Origin of the sequence: Desulfovibrio sp. TomC (assembly GCF_000801335.2) — a bacterium.
Taxonomy (GTDB): Bacteria; Desulfobacterota; Desulfovibrionia; order Desulfovibrionales; family Desulfovibrionaceae; genus Solidesulfovibrio.
Map to the genome: position 1 here is coordinate 44799 of NZ_JSEH01000026.1, position 19178 is coordinate 63976.

Here is a 19178-nt window from a genome sequence, read left to right on the forward strand (position 1 = left end):
AATGAGGAGGCCCGGTCCCGGCTGTTGGCTTCGCTGATGGCTGTGGACGCCGTGGTTCTCTTCGACGAAGACACGCCACTCGATCTTATTCGTGCCATCAGGCCGGACGTGCTGCTCAAGGGCACCGACTACGCCTTGGATGAGGTGGTTGGGGCTTATATCGTGCAGGCCTATGGCGGACGCGTTGTGCTGATCGACCTGGAGCCGGATTGCAGCACCACGGATATTATTCATCGTATTTTGAAAACGAACACCCTACATTGATGTACTCTCCCGCTTGGTGAACGAACGCGGAGCCCTCTCGCTGTAAAAGGGCATTTCCGCCTAGAGTATTCGACGATCTTTTGACCAGTATTACTTTGATAATATTGGATAATACTGGACATATTGTCCGGGCTGTGGTCCTCACTTCCCTTCCTGGCGACCCTGCCACACTGAAGACTGTGCAGCAGCAAGAGGAAATCGTCGCAATGGTGACGTCAGGCCAGAAGACGGGAGCTGACGCCGCCAGGTTGTTTCGCGTACATCCGTCCACTGTCGCTCGAATCTTGGCAAGGCACCAACAATAGTGGGGAAATCATGGTTGCGACTTCTTCCGCTTTCTGACTCGCCTCAAACGGTATGTCACCTCATGATGTGGCCAAGAACAGCGGAGTGTCCGCGCAGACGCTGTAACGCTGTATCCTGCCTCCGCCCACCCTTCGCGTGCATAAATTTCCGTTCGGTGACGTGACCCCTAGCGGGCCAGCCTGCCCGCGCTTGCGCCGGCACTGGATGGGTGCTAAAAAACTGGGCGCATCTGAAGGGACTTGCCTGCCGTTGCGGCTATTTGCGCTGGGTCGGCAAAAAGACCCGGAGTATCCCGACAAACGCACCGCCGAGATCTTTCCAAGCCCAGTGCCACAGGAGGGAGAAAAAGCCCTCTTTATAGGCTCCCTGGGTATGGAAGGTTATATTGTTGCCCACCCGTCCGTAGAGACTCGACGGTCCGGCTTGCGGATGGTGGGATTCGGTCGGCGTGGATGCCGCTGCCTGTTCGGGCTGGGATTCGGATGGGTTCTTGAATTGGAGATCCAGTCGTTCCGGTATTTTTCCATCGATCATGGCAGTCTCTCCGGGGGAGGGCGGCCATGTCGCCGCCCATTTTGTTGATGCAACCCTAGGGGCTGCATCGTAATTTTGCAAGCGCCCCCCGGGTGACCGGCGGCCCAGCCGGCGGCTCATCCTGCCGTCGACCGGGTCGCCACGGAGTTTTGACCTATGACCATGGAAATGCTCACCCGTAATTCCGGATTGGTGTGTTTTCTGCTGGTGGCCCGGCACCATGCCATTGATCTGACGGCCGATTCTCTGGCCCACAAGTATGGCATTCACTCTGAAGATCTTGCGCCGGTACAGTTGCTGCGCATGGCCAAGGACGTCGGCTTCAAAGTCAAGCAGACGAACCTTGGTTGGAAGAAGCTCTTTTTCATGGGCAATGTTTTTCCGCTCATCGTCCGATTGCGGTCGGGCAAATACGTCATTGTCTCGGGCGTACGCGGTGAACATGCCGATGGCGATCTGGTCGTCGTGGATCCGAGCCTGGGGTCGCTGGAATTCCAGTTTTTCAAACGTGAGGTCTTTGAGGAGCTCTGGGCTGGCGAAGTTATCCTTATTAAAAAGATTTACAGCGTCAAGGACACTCATAAACCGTTCGGCCTAGACTGGTTCATTCCGGAAATGGCGCGGCACAAGAGCCTGTTTCGGGACGTTGGTCTGGCCACATTTGCCGTCAACCTTCTGGCCATGGCCTTTCCCGTGTATGTTCAGCTTGCCTTTGACAAAGCTGTAGCCCATCGGGCCATGTCCACCTTGCTCGTGCTGTCCATTGCCATGGCGGCTGTGATGGTGGTAGACCGTATTTTACAGTTTCTCAAGGCATTCATCATTTTATTTGCCACTAGCAAGATTGACCTGCGCCTGGACAAGACCATTTTCAGCCATATTCTACGGTTGCCCATCGACTTCTTCGACTACACACCTATCGGACTCATCACCCGCTACATGTTTCAGAAGGAGCGTATCCGGGAGTTCATGACCGGCTCGCTTTTAACGACGCTGTTCGATCTCAGTATGATCATTGTCGTGGTGCCAATTCTTTTCTTTTACTCCTGGAAATTGACTTTTCTTGTGCTAGGCATGACAACTATCCTTACTATCGTTATGGCCATGACTATGAAGACGTTTCGCTATCAGATGCACCAACTCCAACACGCTGAATCCCTCAAGAATCAGTACATGGTTGAAACACTGCGCGGTATGAACACCATTAAGTCTTTAGCTCTTGAACCTCACCGTTTTCACCGCATCGAGTTAGACGCCGCCAGGACCATCTCTCGTCACTTTACCATCAAGAAACTGTCGTTGACTGTCCAGGGGGTCAGCGAGCTTCTCCAAGCTTTGCTGCGCCTCGGCATCATTTGGTATGGTTCGATACTCGTCATTGACCAGGAAATTACGGTGGGCGGGCTCATTGCATTTTTGATGATAAGCGGCCTCATTACCGGACCGATGTGCACAATCGTCTCGCTGCTGCACGAATATCAGGAAGTGGCCGTCTCTGTGGGTCTGCTCGGGCTCGTTCTCAATCGTCCCACGGAACAGCCGCTCAACACCCGGGGCCTGACCTCGCCCATTGCCGGTTCTATCGGCATCGAGCGGGTGACCTTCCGCTATAAGCAAGGTGCTCCACCGGCTTTGTCCGACATCACGCTGCACTTCCCGGCCGGCTCGGTCATCGGAATAGTGGGCCGTTCCGGCTCGGGTAAATCCACCCTGACCCGCCTTATCCAGGGGCTTTATCCGCTCCAGGAGGGGCGCATCACCCTTGACGGGGTGGATATGCGTGATTACGATCTAGCACATATGCGTCGTTCAATTGGCGTCGTGCTCCAGGAGAGCTTCCTGTTTGAGGGTACCGTCCGGGAAAACATAGCGGTCACCAAGCCCTCAGCCACCTTTGAGGAAATTGTGTTCGCTGCCCGCATGGCCGGGGCTGATGAATTCATTCAGACCCTGACCAATGGCTATGACACGCCACTGTACGAGGGTGGTTCCAACCTCTCCGGCGGCCAACGCCAGCGAGTTTCCATTGCTCGGGCTCTTTTAACCCAGCCCTCCATCCTCATCCTCGACGAGGCCACGAGCGCCCTTGACGCCGAGTCCGAAGCCATTATTCAAGCTAACCTGACGGCTATTGCCAATAATCGGACCATGCTCATTGTCAGCCACCGTCTGTCCATGTTGACCATGTGCCATTCCATTATCGTCCTGGAAAAGGGGCAGCTGATTGGTAACGCTCCGCATGAGGAGCTGTTGCGCACCTGTCCGCTATATGCTGACCTGTGGTACAAGCAGAACCGTCATATTCTCGGCGCATTGCAGGCCCAGGGGCTGAATCAGCCGGGTTAGACGTCGATCCGGTCTTCCTTTCAATTGCACTTGCAGGTTCGGAACGAATGAGACGGGCAGAGGTCTGCAGTTGCAGATAGACGCAGAAACCCAAGACAATGTGGGCCCAGGTGCACGGTCGGTCACAAGGATTTGGTCTTTGCGCGTCCGGTATTCCTCCAAGTGGGGTCAGCCGGGTGGGGAAAAGGGACTCGTCACTGCATCGGCAGTTTCATGACAAAAAGACTGAGCGATCCGTCTTCATCACGAAAGACATTGCCGGTCAGGGTGACGGTCTGGCCCTTGAATTTTTTGTGGAAGGCTTCTTCCTGCTCCAGCGTCACCTCTTCCGGGGTGAGCACCATATAGCTAACGCCCTGGTCCGTGGTCAAAAGCAGACCGTCGCTATAGTCGTCTTCAATCACGCCGCTGATGGATACGCCGGATTTCAGCGGTTTGATATCGTCTTCCCCGGCAGCTGCGGCAGAGTTGCTGCCGGTGGCGACCACCAACAGGGCCACGACCAGCAGCCAGACCAGGGGAGCCAGGGGCAGGGGGATGCGATAGAAGTATGTCATGCCGTCTCCGCGCAGCCAAATCTAGAGGGTACACCATCCGGGCCGGCGCGCATGGCCCGGACGACTTGCCTTTATACTGGAATTCCCCGGTCGGCAATCATCATGAAGTGACCAGAATGCCTTGCCAAAATCCACGCAGACGCAGTATGTCGGCCCATACTGGATCGGAGGTCTGATGGTTGCTGATGCGTGTGTGACCCTGGCCGGTCTGCTGCGGCGCAATGCCGGGCAGCGCGGCGGCCGGGCGGCGGTGGCGGCTGGCGAGGCGACCGTGACCCACGAGGCCTTGGCCGAAGCGTCCTTGCGCGCGGCCGGCGGCCTGGGCGAACTGGGCCTCTCCCCCGGGGAGCGGCTGGCTGTGTTTGCCCGCAAGACCCCGGCGGCGGTGACGGCCTTTCTGGCGGCAGCCTGCGCCGGGGGCGTGTTTTTCCCGGTCGATCCCAACCAGCCGTCGGCCGTGACCCGGGACATTTTGGCCCGGCTGACCCCGGCCGTCATGGTCGTGGCCGCCGAATTCCTGCCGGTCCTAGCCGCCCTCTATCCGGCCGGGCCGCCCTTTGCCCTGGTGGTCTGCGACGGCCCGGCCCCGCCCGGCCTGCCGAGCCTGGCCGAACTGGCCGCCGGTCCCCTGCCGGCCACGCTGCCCGAGGTCGGCCCGGATGATCCGGTCTATCTGAATTTCACCTCCGGCACGACCGGCGCGCCCAAGGGCGCGGTGACGACGCTTACAAACCTGATCGCCAACACCACCGCGGCCAACGAGGCCTTCGGCCTCACCCCGGACGACGTACACCTGTGCATGATGCCGGTTTTCGTCCATCCCCACGAGACGCTCCTGCGCCCGCTGCTTCTGGGCGGCGCCATGGTCCTTTGCGACCGCGTCTCGGCCCGGGCCGTGGCCGAGGCCTGCAGCCGCCATCAGGTGACGGCGCTGATGGCCGTGGCCGCCATCTACGAGACGCTTTTGCGCCAGCCGGCCGGGCCGGGAAGTCCGCTGGGGAGCGTGCGCATCGCCGAGTCCGGCGGCATGCACGTGCCCTCGGCCCTGGCCGCCGGGCTGCGCCGGCGTTTTGGCCTGGATATTTTGCCGGTCTGGGGCAGCACCGAGACCACCGGCGTGGCCCTGGCCAACCGGCCGGGCGAGGCCTATGCGCCGTGCTGCCTGGGGCGGCCGGTGGCCGGCTACGACGTCCGGGTGGTGCGCGAGAGCGGCGAACCCTGCGCCCCGGGCGAACCCGGCGAACTGGTCGTTTCGGGGCCGGGCGTGTGTCCGGGCTATTTCGGCGAGACGGGGCAACCGGAATTTCGCCTTTTCGGCGGCCGGTTTCGCACCGGCGACGAGGTCTTTTTCGACGGCTCCGGGCGCTATTTCTTTGCCGGCCGGCAATCCATGCTGCTCAAAGTCGGCGGCATGAAGGTGTTTCCGGTCGAGATTGAGGAAGCCTTGCGCCAGCACCCGGATGTGGCCGAGGCCGTGGTCATTCCGGTGGCCGACGACCTGCGCGGCGAAGCGGCCAAGGCCGTGGTTGCGCCACGGGACGGGGCCACGCTGACGGCTGGCCAGCTGCGCCGGTTTCTCTCCCAACGCCTGCACCGCCTGAAAATGCCCCGCGTCATCGAAATCCGTGACGCCCTGCCCCGAACCCCTGGAGGAAAAATCGCATGGCGCGCCCTCGTGTCGGATTAGCCCACGGGATCGTGGGCGAGGCCCCGGACGCCTTTACCGCCGCCGGTCTGGCCGCCGTGACCGCTCTCGTCGCCCGGGCCATTGCTGCGGCCGGTTGCGACCTGCCGGCCCTCGTTGGCGGCAAGTCCGTGCTTCTAAAGCCCAATCTGGTGCGCCCCAATCCCAACAGCCCGCGCTCGGTGGTCACGGACGAGCGGGTCATCCTGGCCGCCATTGATCTGGTGCGGGCAGCCGGGGCGCGCGTGGTCCGGGTGGGCGACAATCCGGGCTACGGCCTGTCGCTTTTTGCGGCCATGGCCGGCATGACGGACTTTACCCGGCGGCTGGCCGAACACGGGGCCGAGCTGGTCCACTTTGACGCCGCCGACCCGGTGGCCGTGCCCAATCCAACGGCCCTGCTTTTTGACCCGGTGCCCCTGCCGCGCGTGCTCCTTGAGGCTGACGTCTACATCAATATCCCCAAGATGAAGACCCATGTGCATACGTTGGTCACTCTGGGCATCAAGAACCAGTACGGCCTTATTCTGGACGATAACCGGATGCCATGGCATCGAAACGACATCAACGTCAAAATCATCGATATTTTGCGAGTGATAAAGCCCGATCTGACCGTGGTGGACGCCTTGTGGGCGGTGCAGGGGCAGGCCCCGCTGTCCGGGTCGAGCGTGCCGGACATGAACGTCATTGCCGCCGGCGTCGATGTCTGCGCCGTGGACGCCGTGTGCGCCGATCTCATGGGCATCGCCGCCGATGAAGTGGCCATGCTGCGTCTGGCCCGGCAGGAGGGCCTTGGCGAAACCGATCTGGCCGCCATTGACGTGGTTGGCGAGGACCCGGACCGTCTGCGCCGCCGGTTTGCCCGGCCGGTCTTAAGCTCCATGGGGGCGTATCCGGCCGTGCGGGTGATCGAGGGCGGGGCCTGCCAGGGCTGTTTGTCGGCGCTGCGCCATGCCCTGGACAAGCTTGGCAGCGAGGACGGCTTTGCCGGACGCGAGGAGTCCACGCTCTATGTCGGCGTGCCCATGCCGGAGATGGTCAATTTGCGCAATGTCCGCGGGCAGCTCTGGTGCTTTGGGGCCTGCAGCGCGCCGCTGATCTACAATACCCGCCAGCCCGGCCGCATCGCCCGGCATATTCCGGGCTGTCCGCCGCATATTTTGGACTTTTACAAGGCCTACAAGGTTGAAACAGCCCGGGCTTGCAAGCCGTGACCGGGAAGGAATCCCAAGAGACCATGCTCGTTGCCCTCATCTCCCCTTATCCCGACATCACCGCCTTCGGCGTGCGGGCTATTGCGGCCTATCTCAAGGCCAATGGCGTGGCCGTGCGCCTGATTTTCCTGCCCGATCCCCTCGGCGACGCCCTGACCGACGCGCCCGAGCGCTATCCGTCCCGGGTCATGGACGACATGGTCCGGCTGTGCGCCGACTGCGATCTGGTCGGCGTGTCGCTTATGACCAATTATGTTGACAACGCCGGGCAGATCACCCGGGCCGTCAAGGCCGCCTGCCCGGCCCCGGTGCTGTGGGGCGGGGTCCATCCCACCATCCGGCCCGAGGAGTGCCTGGAAACGGCCGATCTGGTCTGCGTTGGCGACGGCGAGGAAGCCATTTTGGACGTGGCGCGGGCCATTGCCGATGGCGGCGACCTGACCGCCATCGCCAATATCCAGGCCCGCCGACCGGATGGGAGCATTGCCCGCAATCCGGTGCGGCCGCTGACCCAGGATCTGGACGCCCTGCCGGCCCCGGACTGGTCCCACGACGACCACCACATCTGGGACCCCAACCGGCCCGAGGCCGGCGTTGTGCCGCTCACCCCGGCCGTGACCGAGGCCTTCCTGGCCCGGGGCACGGTGTCGCAGATGCTCGGCAAGATCGGCTACCAGACCATGACCGGCCGGGGCTGCCCCCACCGCTGCGCCTACTGCGTCAACGACGCCGTCAAGTCGCTGTACGGGGCCAAGGGCTATCTGCGCTGGCGCGGGGTCGACCATGTCATGGCCGAGATCGAGGCGGCCAGGGGCGTGCTCCCGGGCATTGGCTATGTCTGGATTTCCGACGACGCCTTTTTCGCCCGGCCGCTGGCCGACATTCAGGAATTTTGCCGGCAGTGGAAGGCGCGCATCGGTTTGCCGTTTAGCTGCCTGGGGTCGCCGGCCACCATCACCCGGGAAAAAATGGACGCGCTTCTGGACGCCGGCCTGTTCTATCTCCAGATGGGCGTGCAGACCGGTTCGGCCCGCATCCAAGAGCTTTTCAACCGCAAGGCCATGGGCAACGACGTCATGCTGGCGGCCATGAAGATCATCAATGAATCCAAAGACCGCATGTTTCCGCCCAGTTACGATTTCATTTTGGATACGCCCTACGAGACTGCGGCCGACCGGCTGGAATCGGTGCGCTTCATTGCCCGCATCCCCAAGCCCTTCCGGCTCCAGCCCTTTTCCCTGGTGCTCTATCCCGGCACCAAGCTCCACGCCATGGCTGCGGCCGACGGCTTTTTAACCGACGAGCGGCGGCAGGTGTATACCAAAAGCTATACGATGCGCCGGCCGGATTACGTCAATCTGTTGATTTTGCTGGCCAAGGGCGGGCGCATGCCGTCGCGGCTGCTGGCCGTGCTGGCCTCGGACAGCCTGGGCGGGGTCTTGGCGCGGCCGGCCTTTGATCCGCTGTGGCGGGTGCTTTTTTGGCTGATGGAACCGGCCAAGCGGCTGCTGCGGGCCGTGGCGGGGCGGTCGTGAAAATCGCCCTGGTCCAGTCCTGGCTTGGGCCGCAGGCGGGCGAGCCGGTGTTTCCCATCGGCCTGGCCAGTCTGGCCGCCAGCCTGCCCGGCCACAGCGTGGCCGCCTTTGATCCCAATGTGGCGGGCGGCGACCCCATGGCCGCCCTGGCGGAATTTTTGCGCGATTTTTCCCCCGATATGACGGGCGTGTCCCTGCGCAATATCGACTCCACCAACACCCGGGTCAATGTCTCGTACTTAAAGCCCTTCAGCGACACCCTGGCCGTGGTCCGCCGGGAAACCACCGGAGCGCTGGTGGTCGGCGGGGCCGGCTTTTCCATGTTCGCCAAGGCCATCATGGCCTCCTGGCCGATCATCGACTACGGCGTGGCCCTGGAAGGCGAAACCGCCTTTGCCGCCCTGGCCGACGCCCTGGCGCGCGGCAATGCCCCGTCCTCGGTGCCGTCCCTTTTTTGCCGGGACGCTGCGGGCGACGCCTTTTTTACCGGCGAATCGGCAAAAATAGATTTGTTGATGCTCGCTTCCCCGGACTTCTCCCTCCTGCCGCTGGCCCCCTATGCCGCCGTGCCCTGGGGGGTTGGGGTCGAGACCAAGCGCGGCTGCGCCTTGTCCTGCGTCTACTGCCCGTATGGGTTTTTAAACGGCCGGCGCTACCGGTATAAGGCCCCCAAGCAGGTGGCGGCCGAAATCATCGCCCTGCGCGATGTCCACGGCGCACGGCGGTTTACCTTCCTCGATTCGGTTTTTAACGTCCCGGTCGACCACGCCCGGGCAGTCCTTGACGCCATGATCGCAGCCGGGGCGACGCTCCCCTGGTCGGCCTGGTTTGCCGAGCGCGGGCTTGACCGCGATTTCCTGGAACTGGCCCGCCGGGCCGGTTGCGACACGGTCATTTTTTCCCCGGACGCCTTTGGCGATGCGGCGCTCAAAAAACTCGGCAAGGCCTCGAGCGTGGCCGAGATCAAGGCCGCCTACCGCCTCGTGCGCGACCTGGGCTGCTTTGAGGTGAGCTACAATTTCTTCAAGAACCCGCCCGGCCAGACCCTTTCTGCCGCCGTCGACATGGTCCGCTTTATCGTCAAGGCCCGGCGCGAAATGGGGAAAAAAGCCCATTTTGAGCTCAACAGCATCCGGGTGGAGCCGCACACCGCCCTGGCCAAACTGGCCGAGGCCGAAGGCCTGATCGCCCCGGACACCGACCTGCTGTCGCCGGTGCTGTATTCCCAGAAAAAGACTGCCTATATCGAAAAACTTTTTGACATCCTGCTCCGGGCGGCCGGAAAATAGCCATGCGGGTGCGCGAGAGTCTGGCCCGCGATCTGCTGCGGCTGGTGGTCTGGTATCCCCTGCGCCTGGCGGCCGAGCGTCTGCCGCCCCGGGCCGCCCTGGCCCTGTACCGGGCCATGGGCCGGCTGCACGGGCTGCTGGCCCGGGGCCGGGCCGGGCGCATCGCAGCGGCAGCGGCGGCGGTTGTCGACGCCGAATTTCCACCCGCAACGCTAAAAAAAGCGGTGCGGGAGGCGTTTGCCACCCACTATGTCAACCAGCTCATCCTCTTTCAGCTGCCGCAGCTGACTGCCGCCAATTGCGATCAACTTATTGAATTCGACGGCCTGACCCGCCTGGAGCTGGCCCGGGCCGGTGGGCGCGGCGTGGTCCTGCCCATCGGCCATTTCGGCCCGACCCAGTTGCCGCTGGCCGCCCTGGGGGCGCTCGGGTTTCCCCTGGTCCAGATCGGCAACCTGTCCAATGCCGGGCTGTCGTTTATCGGCAGGCATGTCGCCTTCCGCCTGCGCCAGCGCTACGAAGCGCGCATCCCGGCCCGCATCGTGCCGCCCGGTCCCGGCACGCGACTGGCCCTGGCCCATCTGCGCCGCGGCGGGGTGGTCATGACCACGGCCGACGACGGCCCGGGGCAGCCGCCCTTTGGCCGCCACGCTTTTTTCGATTTTCCGGGCGGGCAGCTGTCCGTGCCGCTCGGGCCGGCCCGGCTGGCCCTGGCCGCCGGCGCAGTCCTGATGCCGGTTTTTCTCCAGGCCGGGACCGGTGCGCCCTATCGCCTTGTCATCGGCGAACCTATCGATCCGCCCCCGGGGGCCGGCCGAGACGAAGCCGCTTTGGCCATGACCGCCGCCTGGGTGGAGCGTTATACCGCCCGGGTCCAGGCCGCTCCAGGCTGGTGGCACGGTCTGGAAGCACATCTTTTTCCTTGAATCCCGGGCTTGCCTCGGCCACAATCCCTCCCTCACCCCTCAAGGAAGGACGCCTCGCGCCATGAAAAATTCCATGAAGCTCTCTATTGTCATTCCGGCCTATAATGAAGAAGGCAACATCACCTCCACCGTGGAAGGCATCCGCGCCGTACTGGTGCGCGAGTCGATCCCTTACGAACTGGTGCTGGTCGACGACAACAGCGCCGACGCCACCGGGGCCGTGCTGGAAACATTGGCTGCGGCCGATCCCGGCATTGTGGTGGTGCGCCGGGAACCGCCGCGCGGCTTTGGCCGGGCCGTGCGCTCGGGCCTGGACCGGGCCACAGGCGAGGTCATCATCATCTGCATGGCCGATCTGTCCGACGACCCGGAAGACATCATCAAGTACTATCGCAAAATAGAAGAGGGCTTTGACTGCGTCTTCGGCTCGCGCTTCATTCGCGGCGCACGGTGCGTCAATTACCCGCGCTTCAAGCTCTTTTGCAACCGCATCGTCAACAAGGTCATGCAGCTCATGTTCTGGACGCGCTACAATGACCTGACCAACTCGTTCAAGGCCTATCGCTCCTACGTCATTCGAGACATCTGGCCGCTTAAGGCCTGTCATTTCAATATCACCATCGAACTGTCGCTTAATACCCTCATTCGCAACTACGCCATCGCAGAAGTGCCCATTTCCTGGCAGGGCCGCACCTGGGGCAGCTCCAACCTGCACATCTCCGAGATGGGGCGGCGCTATTTAAGCACGCTGCTGCGGGCCTGGTTCGAGAAAAATCTCATCCTCGACGACCTCATGGCCGAATCCATGGTCTGCCGCACCCGCTCCGTCGTGCGCGCCGCCGGCATCGAAGGCCGCGTGGCCGATCTCGAACGCCGGCTGGCAGCGCTGGAAGAGGTGAAGGGAGCGGCAAAAGAGGCATGAGAAGAGGAAGATGCCTCCGGCGGCCGGGGCTTTGCCCCGGACCCCACCGGGGGGAGTGTTCAAGGGGTTCTTGGCGCTGGCTGGCTAAGTGGTCGGTTGTGGATCGGAACAGCAGTCTGTTGTGCGTGCGGCATCCAGGCGGGCGCGGCCTTCCCGCTTGATCTCTTCGGGGTCCCAGGCCAGCGGTTCGCCGCTGTCGAGCCCTTCGCGGATGTCCTCTTGGAGTCGCGTAAGCTTGGCGGCCTGCAAACGGTCCTGCTGCTCCAACAGCCGCAACGCCTCCCGGACCACCTCGCTGGCCGAATTATAGAGACCGGACGCCACTTTTCCCTTGACCAGCTGTTCCAGCTGCGGCGTAAGATTGACGTTCATGGACGCACCTCCTGTCCCGTATGGTCAGAGGATAGCGGCCTGTCAAAGATTGTCAATCCTGGACAGGCCAGGAGAGGGCAGGGCGGCTCGGACCTGCTTTAATTTATTGTGGGTTTCCAAAGGGCACTGCCCTTCGGCCGCCGGAGGCATGCTTCCCTCTTTGTCCAATAAAAGCCCAAAAGGATAGCCATGGCCGATATACTGGTTCTCAATCCGCCGTTTCTGCCCAAATTCTCCCGGCCGCAGCGTTCTCCGGCCGTGACCAAGAGCGGCACGCTCTATTTCCCCCTGTTTCTGGCCCAGCTCGTGGCCGTGCTCGAAGCCGACGGCTACGCCGTGGATTTCTGCGACGCTCCGGCCGCCGGCCTGGATCTGCCGGCCGTGGTGGCCCGGGCGGTTGCCGGCAAACCGTTTCTGGCCGTGCTCGATACCTCGACCCCAAGCATTGATGCCGACATCGCCGCCGCCGCCGCCCTGACCAAGGCCCTGCCCGGGCTTTTTACCGTCCTGGTCGGTCCCCATGCCACGGCCCGGGCCGGCGAGGTGCTGACCGCCAAGTCCGGTGGGGTCCTGGCTGTGGCCCGGCGCGAATACGAGGCCACGGTACTGGAGCTGGCCCGGCTGCTCGGGTCCGGCCCGGCCACGGCCAAGCGGCTGGCCACCGTGGCCGGCCTGTCCTTTCTGGGCGAGGGCGGGGCCGTGGTCCACAACCCGGATAGGCCCTATATCGAGGATCTCGACGCCCTGCCGCCGGTGGCCCCGGTCTATGCCCGCCATCTCGACATCCGCCACTATTTCAACCCCAATGCCAAGCCGCCCATGGTGACCCTGGCCACCTCGCGTGGTTGCCCCTATCGCTGTTCCTTCTGTCTGCATCCGCAAACCCTGACCGGCCGGGCGGCGCGCTACCGCAGTATCAACAAGGTGCTTGACGAAGTGGCCTGGTGCCTGGACAATTTCCCGGGGCTGCGCAGCATTTTCTTTGAAGACGACACGTTGACCGCCGACAAGGCCCGCTGCCGGGAATTTTGCGCCGCCATCATCCGCCGGGGGCTGTCCTTTGACTGGTCGGCCAATGCCCGGGCCGATCTCGATGCCGACCTGCTGGCGCTCATGCGCCGGGCCGGCTGCCGGCAGGTCTGCACCGGCTTCGAGTCGGCCGATCCGGCCGCGCTTTCGTCCATGAAAAAGGGCATCGGCACCGAGCGCATGCGCCGCTTTCGGGCCGACGCCGCCAAGGCCGGCATCAAGGTTCACGGCTGCTTCATTTTCGGCTTCCCGGGCGACACCCGGGAGTCCATCCTGGCCACCATCGACTTTGCCCTGAGCCTTAATCCCGACACGGCCCAGTTCTATCCGGTCATGGTCTATCCCGGCACCGAGGCCTACGACGAGTACAAGGAACGCGGCTTCATTGCCGCCGGCCGCTGGCGCGACTGGCTGACTCCGGATGGCTTGCACGGCTGCGTGGTGCGAAACGAGCACCTGTTTCCGCCCGAGATCGTGCGTCTGTGCGATCTGGCCCGGCGTCGGTTCTACCTGCGCCCCAAATTCCTGGCCCGCCGGGCGGCCATGGCGCTTGTGAGCCCCGGGGAAATGGCCCGCACGGTTCGGGCCGGCCGGGTCTTTCTCAAGCATCTGGTTCGGGGGTCGCGGGTGTGAGAGGAGGGGAGACCATGCCCGGCCTGACCGTCGTCATCCCGGCCTATAACGCCGCCGCCACCCTGCCGGACACCCTGGTGGCCCTGGCCGCCCAGAGCATCGGGCGGGAGAACTTTGCCGTCATCGTGGTGGACGACGGCTCCAGGGACGACACCGCCGCCGTGGCCGCGCGCCTGGGCGCAACTGTCATTCGCCAGCCAAATGCCGGGCCGGCTGCCGCCCGAAACGCCGGAGCTGCGGCAGCGGACGGCAACATTCTGGTCTTTACCGACGCCGACTGCGCCCCGGCCCCGGATTTTTTGGCGAAGCTTACCGCCCCCCTGGCCGACCCGGCCGTGTCCGGCGTCCAGGGAGCTTACCGCACTCGCCAAAAGGCGCTGGTGGCCCGGTTTGCCCAGCTCGAATTCGAGGACCGCTACGCCTTCGTTGCCCGCCGCCCGACCATCGACCTTATCGCCACCTACGCCGCCGCCTATAGGAAGGCCGTTTTCGACGCGGCCAGCGGCTTTGACACGTCCTTTTGCGTGGCCGACAACGAGGACACCGAATTGTCCTACCGGCTGGCCGCCGCTGGGCACAGGCTGGTCTTTGCCCCGGACGCCCTCGCCTATCACCGCCACCCGGCCACGCTTTTCCGCTATCTGCGCATCAAGGCCCGGCGGGCCTGTTGGCGGTTTCGGGCCTGCCGGGAGCATCCGGGCAAGCTTGTGTGCGACGGGTACACTCCGCCTGTCATCCGGGTGCAGACCGTGCTGGCCGGCCTTTTGGCCCTGGGGTTCCTCCTGTGGCCGTTGTCCCGGGCCGGGTGGTGGCTGGCCGGCCTAGCCCTGGCCGCGCTCCTGGGGAGCGCCGTGCCCTTTGTCCGGTTTGCCGCCCGGCGCGACCGGCTGGTGGCCGTCGTTGCCCCGGCCGTCATCGTGGCCCGTTCCCTGGCCTTTGCCGGAGGGCTGGCCTGGGCTGTAGCCGCCAGACTGGCCGCCATGGCCGTCACAAGGCCTGCCAGTGAAAAAGCAGCTGTCCCCCCACCCACAGCATCGAAAAAGACCCAACTCTCACCAGCACCGCCCAAAAAAATAGGGATTGATTTGCATACGGTGGGGGGGATCCGGCAGGGGTCGCGCACCTATATTGCCGCCCTGGCCGCCCGGTTGCCGGCGGCCGCGCCAGACCTGGATTTCGTCTTTTACGTCACCCCGGCTGGCCGCGACGAAGCCCGCCGTCTGGCCGGGGGCGCCCCAAACGTGACCATCCGCGACATCCCGGCCGGCCGCTTTGCCCGGCTGGTGTTCCCGTTCCCCTGGCGGCTTCGCCGCGAGGTGGACGTTTTTCACTGCCAGTATATCGCGCCGCTTGCGCTAACCGTACCCTGCGTGATCACGCTCCACGACATTCTCTTCGAGACCATGTCGCAGTTTTTCCCCAAGGGGCTTTCCCGGCTGATGCGCCTGCTCTATCCGAGAAGCGCCCGGCGGGCAGCCATGGTGCTGACGGTTTCGGACTATTGCCGGAGTGAGATCGTGGGCTGCTATGGCGTGGCCCCGGACCGCGTGGCCTTTGTCCATTCCGGACTGGATACGGCATTTTCGCCAGTGACCGATCCCGCCGCCCTGGCCGAGATGCGCCGTCGCCTGGGCATCCCGGACGGGCCGTACATCCTGTCGCTCGGGCGCATCGAACCACGCAAGAACCTGCCTGGCTTGGTCGCAGCCTACCGGCTGGTGCGGGAGCGTCTGGGCGCGCCGGCTCCCTGGTTGGTCGTGGCCGGCCCGGATGACGGCCTTTTTGCCGATTTCGGCCGGCAGGTCCGAGAGAGCGGCGGCGGGGAGGGCATCGTTTTTTGCGGCGGCGTGGCCCAGGCCGAGCTGCCGGCGCTTTACTCCGGGGCGGCGGTCTTTGCCTATCCGAGCTTTGGCGAGGGTTTTGGACTGCCGGTCCTGGAGGCCATGGGCTGCGGCGCGCCGGTGGTGGCCACCACCAGTCCGGCCGTGCCCGAGGTGGCCGGCGACGCGGCCCTTTTTGTCGTTCCGACCGACACGGCCGGGCTGGCTGAGGCGCTTATGCGGGTTGTCGCCGACCCGGAGCTGGCGGCGAATCTGCGCGCCCGGGGACTTGCCCGGGCAGCGTGTTTTACCTGGGACGGGGCGGTGGCCCTGGCGCTTGCCGCCTACCGCAGGGCTGCGGCCGGCCTCACTCTACGCCAAAGCCCAGCGTTGCGTCGCACTGCCCCGGGCACTCGGCCGTAAGCGCCGTCTCGCCCGGTGGCAGGCTCACGACCGGAAGGCTGCGGGTGTCGAGGGATAGAACCGCTGCAAGCGGCGTTTCGGGCGAGGACCACAGTTGCGCCCCGTCCCCGGACAGTCGAAAGCGCACCCGGATCGTCCCGGTGGCCCGGCCCAGATCAAACGACGCCCGGCGCGTCACCCCAAGCCCGTCCCAGCGGCCCGAGCGGGTGCTTGCAAAGGCGTCGACCGGCTGAAACGGCCCGTCGCCCACCGCCACCTCGGCCACAGCGCCGTTTTCTCCGGCCACATCGCCAAAGAGCCTTGGAAACCAGGTCAGATCAAGCCGGCGCGCCGGGTAGCCGGTGGTCAGTTCGTAGGCGACGGCGCAGGGTTTGGCGTCGGGACACGAGGCTGCCGGCTGGCCGGGAAGCTTGACCGCCGTTGTCTGGACCGCCCAGGCGTCCGGGACAAATCCGGCGTCGGTGAATAATGGCAAAAGCGCGGCTGTCCCCGTCTCTCCAGGCGTGAGGCTGGCGGCCATGACCGCCGGCCCGGCCAGAGGAATCTGCAGCCGCACCGGTTCCCACTGGGCCGGATCGGCCAGGCGGGCCGCCCGGCGGCTTTTGACCGGCCCCTGGGGGGCTACGGCGGTCGGCCCCAGCGTCAGCCACAGGCCGCCGGGATTGCCGGCCAATTCCAGGCTGTCCGGCTCCAGGGGATCAGGGCCGGGATTGCCCAGGATATGCGAGACGCCGTTGGCCAGCCGGTCGGCAAAGGGGCAGGCCCGGCCCGAGGGATCAAGGACGTAGCGGCCAGGGTAGACCGTGCCGGCCGGACAAGGGGCCACCGTGGTATTGATCGCCAGCCGCCTGGCCGTCTCCCCGGCTGCGGTGTCGCCCGGCCCGGGATCGCCGGACACGGCCAGGGTGACGGCCAGGCGCGTGACGGCCACCGGTCCCCGGTCAAAGCCGGGGTCAAACAGCAGGCGCACGGTCAGCGACGCAGCCGGCGGCAACGGCCGGTCCGGCCGGTACGGGGTCAGGGAATCCCGGTCCGATCCGACCAGGACGCTGACCCGGCCCGAGGGCGGCTCGTCGGGGTAGGCGGCCGCGTCGCTGCCCAGGTCCAGGCCGGCCAGGGCCACGAGCTGGCCGGGCAGCGGCGTGAACACGTAGCTGGCCTCGCCGGAACGCCCCCGGTCGGCCAGGGCCAGGGACGTGCCCGTGGCCCGGATGTTGCGGCTGCCGGCCAGTTCGGCAAAGGCGGCCTCGGGCGTCAGGCTGGCCGTAAAGGTCCCGGTTGACGGCACAAGGGGCGTGGCATTGGCCAAGGGCAGCCGCCAGATGTTGGCCCGGGCCAGCTCGGCAACCGGCGCGGCTCCGGCCGGTGGCGGCGTGCCGGGCGAGGCCGGGACCAGGAGCAGGCATTCCCGGGCCACCCGGCCATCCTCGTCCTCGCCCGGCTGGGCCGGCAGGAATGCCCGGGGCAGATACCAGCGGACAAAGGTCTCGAAATAGGGCCGTGTCCAGGGATCGGCCTCGCGCCACAGGGCCAGCGACGCATCCGGCGCGGCGTATTGACGTAAGGTCGCGGCCAGGGTTTTCAAGCGGCTGTCGTCGCGGCGGTAAAAAAACGGGGCCGCCCCGAGGCTCGGCCAGGCCAGGGCCAGCCCCAGAAGCAGGGACAGGACATGGACAACCCGGCGGGCCGCCACGCGCTCGGTCAGGCGGGAAAACCCGAGGCCCACGGCCAGCAGGGCGGCAAACAGGCACGGCAGCACGTAGCGCACCTGGAAATGGTGGGCGCTGTCGGCCCGGCCCCAGACCAGGGCGAAACTGGTCGCAAAAAGCAGGGCCACAACCACCGCCCCCCGCCGCCGGCCAGGCAGGAGCAGGCCCAGACCCAACCCGACGACCGCCGGCCCGGCCAGGAGCCAGGGCAGTTCCGGGCGGCCGAGAAAGGCGGCGTAGTGGCTGGAAAAAGCGGCAAACGTGCCGGTCAGGGCCGCGCCCAGGGCGGGGCGGGCCTGCATGCTCGGGGCCAGCAGATAGGCGCGCATCCCGCTGGTGGCCAGCCACCAGGGAGCCAGGACGGCCAGGACCAGCCCCAGGGACCCGGCCAGCCCGATCAGGGTCCGTGATCGCGGCGGCGCGGCCGCACCCGGAAAGGCCAGGGCCAGCCCGGTCAGGACCAGGGCCAGCCCCAGGGTCGCGGCCGACAAGTAGGAGGTGGCGCAGGCGGCGGTCAGGGTCAGGGCGAAAACGGCCCAGTCCCGGCGATGGCCGCCGTCAAGCGCCCGCCACAGGGCCAGCACGGCTCCAAGGGTCAACGCCCCGAACAGAGCATAGAGGCGCACCTGCTGGCTGACGTCGATCTGGTAGAGATTGACCGCCACGGCCGCGCCGGCAACGATGCCGCAAGCCCGGCCGCCCAGGCGCTTGCCGAGGAAATAAAGCAGCGGCGCACAGGCCGCCCCGGCCAGGGCCGCCGGCAGACGCGCATAAAAGTCGCTGTGGCCAAAGAGGTCGATCACGGCGTGGATGATCAGATAATACAGCGGCGGCTGGAAATCGATATAGGGCGGATACTGCCGGGCCGCCCCGGCCAGGACGCCGGCAAAGGACGGTTCCAGGGCGCGGGCAAGGGTGGTCAGCTCGTCGTAAAACGACATCGACGGATCGCCCAGGGCATACAGACGCGGAGCCAGGGCCAGGACAAACAGCGCCAGTGGCCAGGGATGGGATAAAATGCGTTTCACGGACAAGGCGTTAGCACGCGACCGACAGGCGTGCAAACGATGCGTGCCACACGGTCTGGCCGACTAGGGGGCAGGGCACGATTTGGCAAAAATCGTACGCTGTTATGACTGAAAGCTGTCAACCTCTCATTTTATGAGTTCCTTCCTTTTCCGACGTATTTTTTCTGGTGCATGTTTCTTCCAGGCCGCCTGGCAGGAGCGGGACTCTTTAGCGACGGTTGATCAGGCTGCTATTCGCGGGTTGGTTACCGCATGACCTTTTTCGTCGCGGAGTGGAGCTGCCTCTCTCTAAGACCGGGAGTTTGGCTGGCAGCCTATCCCATAACGTACCCGAGGTTTCTCCTACCCGTGGTCGCACTCCTGCCTGGGACCTGGATATCCTTCTTTGTTGGCTCTATATTATTTATTTTTTTAGAATTTTACCTTAAGCCGCTGCCTGTTCAGCTTGACGCCCAATCACCCAAATGAAACCAGACAACTCACGGGCGATGGTCGTAACAATTAACTGCGTGCCCTTGCCCTTGGCTAACAGTTTTCTATATCGCCCACACAAACGAAGTTGTGCCTTCCACGCGATGTCACAAATT

The 19178-nt window shown here is 64.6% G+C and carries 14 protein-coding genes and 1 pseudogene; 10 read left to right on the forward strand and 5 right to left on the reverse strand.

Features of this window, described 5'->3' with window-relative positions; all coding sequences use genetic code 11:
- The first annotated feature begins 24 nt into the window (after positions 1-24).
- On the forward strand, positions 25-264 hold the full coding sequence (locus NY78_RS25620) for a hypothetical protein (RefSeq protein WP_231584044.1): 240 nt from the start codon (positions 25-27) through the stop codon (positions 262-264).
- Positions 265-825: 561 nt separating this feature from the next.
- Here NY78_RS25620 and NY78_RS18905 read toward each other — a convergent pair.
- Positions 826-1104, reverse strand: coding sequence for a hypothetical protein (locus NY78_RS18905; RefSeq protein WP_043639577.1), 279 nt, complete (start codon positions 1102-1104; stop codon positions 826-828).
- Between the two features lie 156 nt (positions 1105-1260).
- On the opposite strand from NY78_RS18905, the gene NY78_RS18910 reads away from it, so the two are divergent.
- Positions 1261-3450 carry a peptidase domain-containing ABC transporter gene (locus NY78_RS18910; protein WP_043639580.1) on the forward strand — a complete coding sequence of 730 codons (2190 nt, stop codon included), beginning with the start codon at positions 1261-1263 and terminating at the stop codon, positions 3448-3450.
- 194 nt (positions 3451-3644) lie between these two features.
- On the opposite strand, the gene NY78_RS18915 is transcribed toward NY78_RS18910, so the two are convergent.
- The gene (locus NY78_RS18915; protein ID WP_043639583.1) at positions 3645-4007 is read right to left on the reverse strand and encodes a hypothetical protein; all 363 of its coding nucleotides are present in this window, start codon (positions 4005-4007) and stop codon (positions 3645-3647) included.
- 175 nt (positions 4008-4182) lie between these two features.
- Here NY78_RS18915 and NY78_RS18920 point away from each other — a divergent pair, with 175 nt between their 5' ends.
- From NY78_RS18920 to NY78_RS18945, 6 genes are all read left to right on the forward strand, one after another.
- Positions 4183-5694: a class I adenylate-forming enzyme family protein gene (locus tag NY78_RS18920; RefSeq protein WP_043639586.1), complete on the forward strand. Its 1512-nt coding sequence runs from the start codon at positions 4183-4185 to the stop codon at positions 5692-5694.
- Positions 5670-6905 (forward strand): DUF362 domain-containing protein, encoded by a 1236-nt coding sequence (locus NY78_RS18925; RefSeq protein ID WP_043639588.1) that lies wholly within the window; start codon positions 5670-5672, stop codon positions 6903-6905. The genes NY78_RS18920 and NY78_RS18925 overlap by 25 nt, the downstream gene beginning before the upstream one ends.
- Positions 6906-6928: 23 nt before the next feature.
- The gene (locus NY78_RS18930) at positions 6929-8440 is read left to right on the forward strand and encodes a B12-binding domain-containing radical SAM protein (protein ID WP_043639591.1); all 1512 of its coding nucleotides are present in this window, start codon (positions 6929-6931) and stop codon (positions 8438-8440) included.
- Positions 8437-9729: a B12-binding domain-containing radical SAM protein gene (locus tag NY78_RS18935; RefSeq protein ID WP_043639595.1), complete on the forward strand. Its 1293-nt coding sequence runs from the start codon at positions 8437-8439 to the stop codon at positions 9727-9729. The genes NY78_RS18930 and NY78_RS18935 overlap by 4 nt, the downstream gene beginning before the upstream one ends.
- Before the next feature lie 2 nt (positions 9730-9731).
- Positions 9732-10655 carry a lysophospholipid acyltransferase family protein gene (locus NY78_RS18940; protein ID WP_043639599.1) on the forward strand — a complete coding sequence of 308 codons (924 nt, stop codon included), beginning with the start codon at positions 9732-9734 and terminating at the stop codon, positions 10653-10655.
- Positions 10656-10716: 61 nt separating this feature from the next.
- The gene (locus NY78_RS18945) at positions 10717-11577 is read left to right on the forward strand and encodes a glycosyltransferase family 2 protein (RefSeq protein WP_043639602.1); all 861 of its coding nucleotides are present in this window, start codon (positions 10717-10719) and stop codon (positions 11575-11577) included.
- 84 nt (positions 11578-11661) lie between these two features.
- Here the strand turns inward: NY78_RS18945 and NY78_RS18950 are convergent, their stop codons facing one another.
- A complete protein-coding gene (locus NY78_RS18950; protein WP_043639604.1) occupies positions 11662-11949 on the reverse strand; it encodes a type II toxin-antitoxin system ParD family antitoxin in 288 nt (95 codons plus the stop codon).
- 189 nt (positions 11950-12138) lie between these two features.
- On the opposite strand from NY78_RS18950, the gene NY78_RS18955 reads away from it, so the two are divergent.
- Together NY78_RS18955 and NY78_RS22910 are read left to right on the forward strand one after the other, a co-directional pair.
- Positions 12139-13611, forward strand: a complete 1473-nt coding sequence (locus NY78_RS18955; protein WP_043639607.1) for a B12-binding domain-containing radical SAM protein — start codon at positions 12139-12141, stop codon at positions 13609-13611.
- Positions 13612-13625: 14 nt separating this feature from the next.
- On the forward strand, positions 13626-15854 hold the full coding sequence (locus NY78_RS22910) for a glycosyltransferase (protein WP_047960287.1): 2229 nt from the start codon (positions 13626-13628) through the stop codon (positions 15852-15854).
- On the opposite strand, the gene NY78_RS18970 is transcribed toward NY78_RS22910, so the two are convergent.
- Together NY78_RS18970 and NY78_RS25625 are read right to left on the reverse strand one after the other, a co-directional pair.
- Positions 15799-18591, reverse strand: coding sequence for a glycosyltransferase family 39 protein (locus NY78_RS18970; protein WP_231584045.1), 2793 nt, complete (start codon positions 18589-18591; stop codon positions 15799-15801). The genes NY78_RS22910 and NY78_RS18970 overlap by 56 nt on opposite strands.
- Before the next feature lie 424 nt (positions 18592-19015).
- A pseudogene (locus tag NY78_RS25625) lies at positions 19016-19178 on the reverse strand (IS110 family transposase); the annotation flags it as partial.

Excerpts from the sequence above, each read along its gene's own strand:
- NY78_RS18905 (WP_043639577.1), bottom strand. The coding sequence starts at position 1,104 with ATGATCGATGGAAAAATACCGGAACGACTGGATCTCCAATTCAAGAAC.
- NY78_RS18910 (WP_043639580.1), top strand. The coding sequence starts at position 1,261 with ATGACCATGGAAATGCTCACCCGTAATTCCGGATTGGTGTGTTTTCTG.
- NY78_RS18915 (WP_043639583.1), bottom strand. The coding sequence starts at position 4,007 with ATGACATACTTCTATCGCATCCCCCTGCCCCTGGCTCCCCTGGTCTGG.
- NY78_RS18920 (WP_043639586.1), top strand. The coding sequence starts at position 4,183 with ATGGTTGCTGATGCGTGTGTGACCCTGGCCGGTCTGCTGCGGCGCAAT.
- NY78_RS18925 (WP_043639588.1), top strand. The coding sequence starts at position 5,670 with ATGGCGCGCCCTCGTGTCGGATTAGCCCACGGGATCGTGGGCGAGGCC.
- NY78_RS18930 (WP_043639591.1), top strand. The coding sequence starts at position 6,929 with ATGCTCGTTGCCCTCATCTCCCCTTATCCCGACATCACCGCCTTCGGC.
- NY78_RS18940 (WP_043639599.1), top strand. The coding sequence starts at position 9,732 with ATGCGGGTGCGCGAGAGTCTGGCCCGCGATCTGCTGCGGCTGGTGGTC.
- NY78_RS18945 (WP_043639602.1), top strand. The coding sequence starts at position 10,717 with ATGAAAAATTCCATGAAGCTCTCTATTGTCATTCCGGCCTATAATGAA.
- NY78_RS18950 (WP_043639604.1), bottom strand. The coding sequence starts at position 11,949 with ATGAACGTCAATCTTACGCCGCAGCTGGAACAGCTGGTCAAGGGAAAA.
- NY78_RS18955 (WP_043639607.1), top strand. The coding sequence starts at position 12,139 with ATGGCCGATATACTGGTTCTCAATCCGCCGTTTCTGCCCAAATTCTCC.
- NY78_RS22910 (WP_047960287.1), top strand. The coding sequence starts at position 13,626 with ATGCCCGGCCTGACCGTCGTCATCCCGGCCTATAACGCCGCCGCCACC.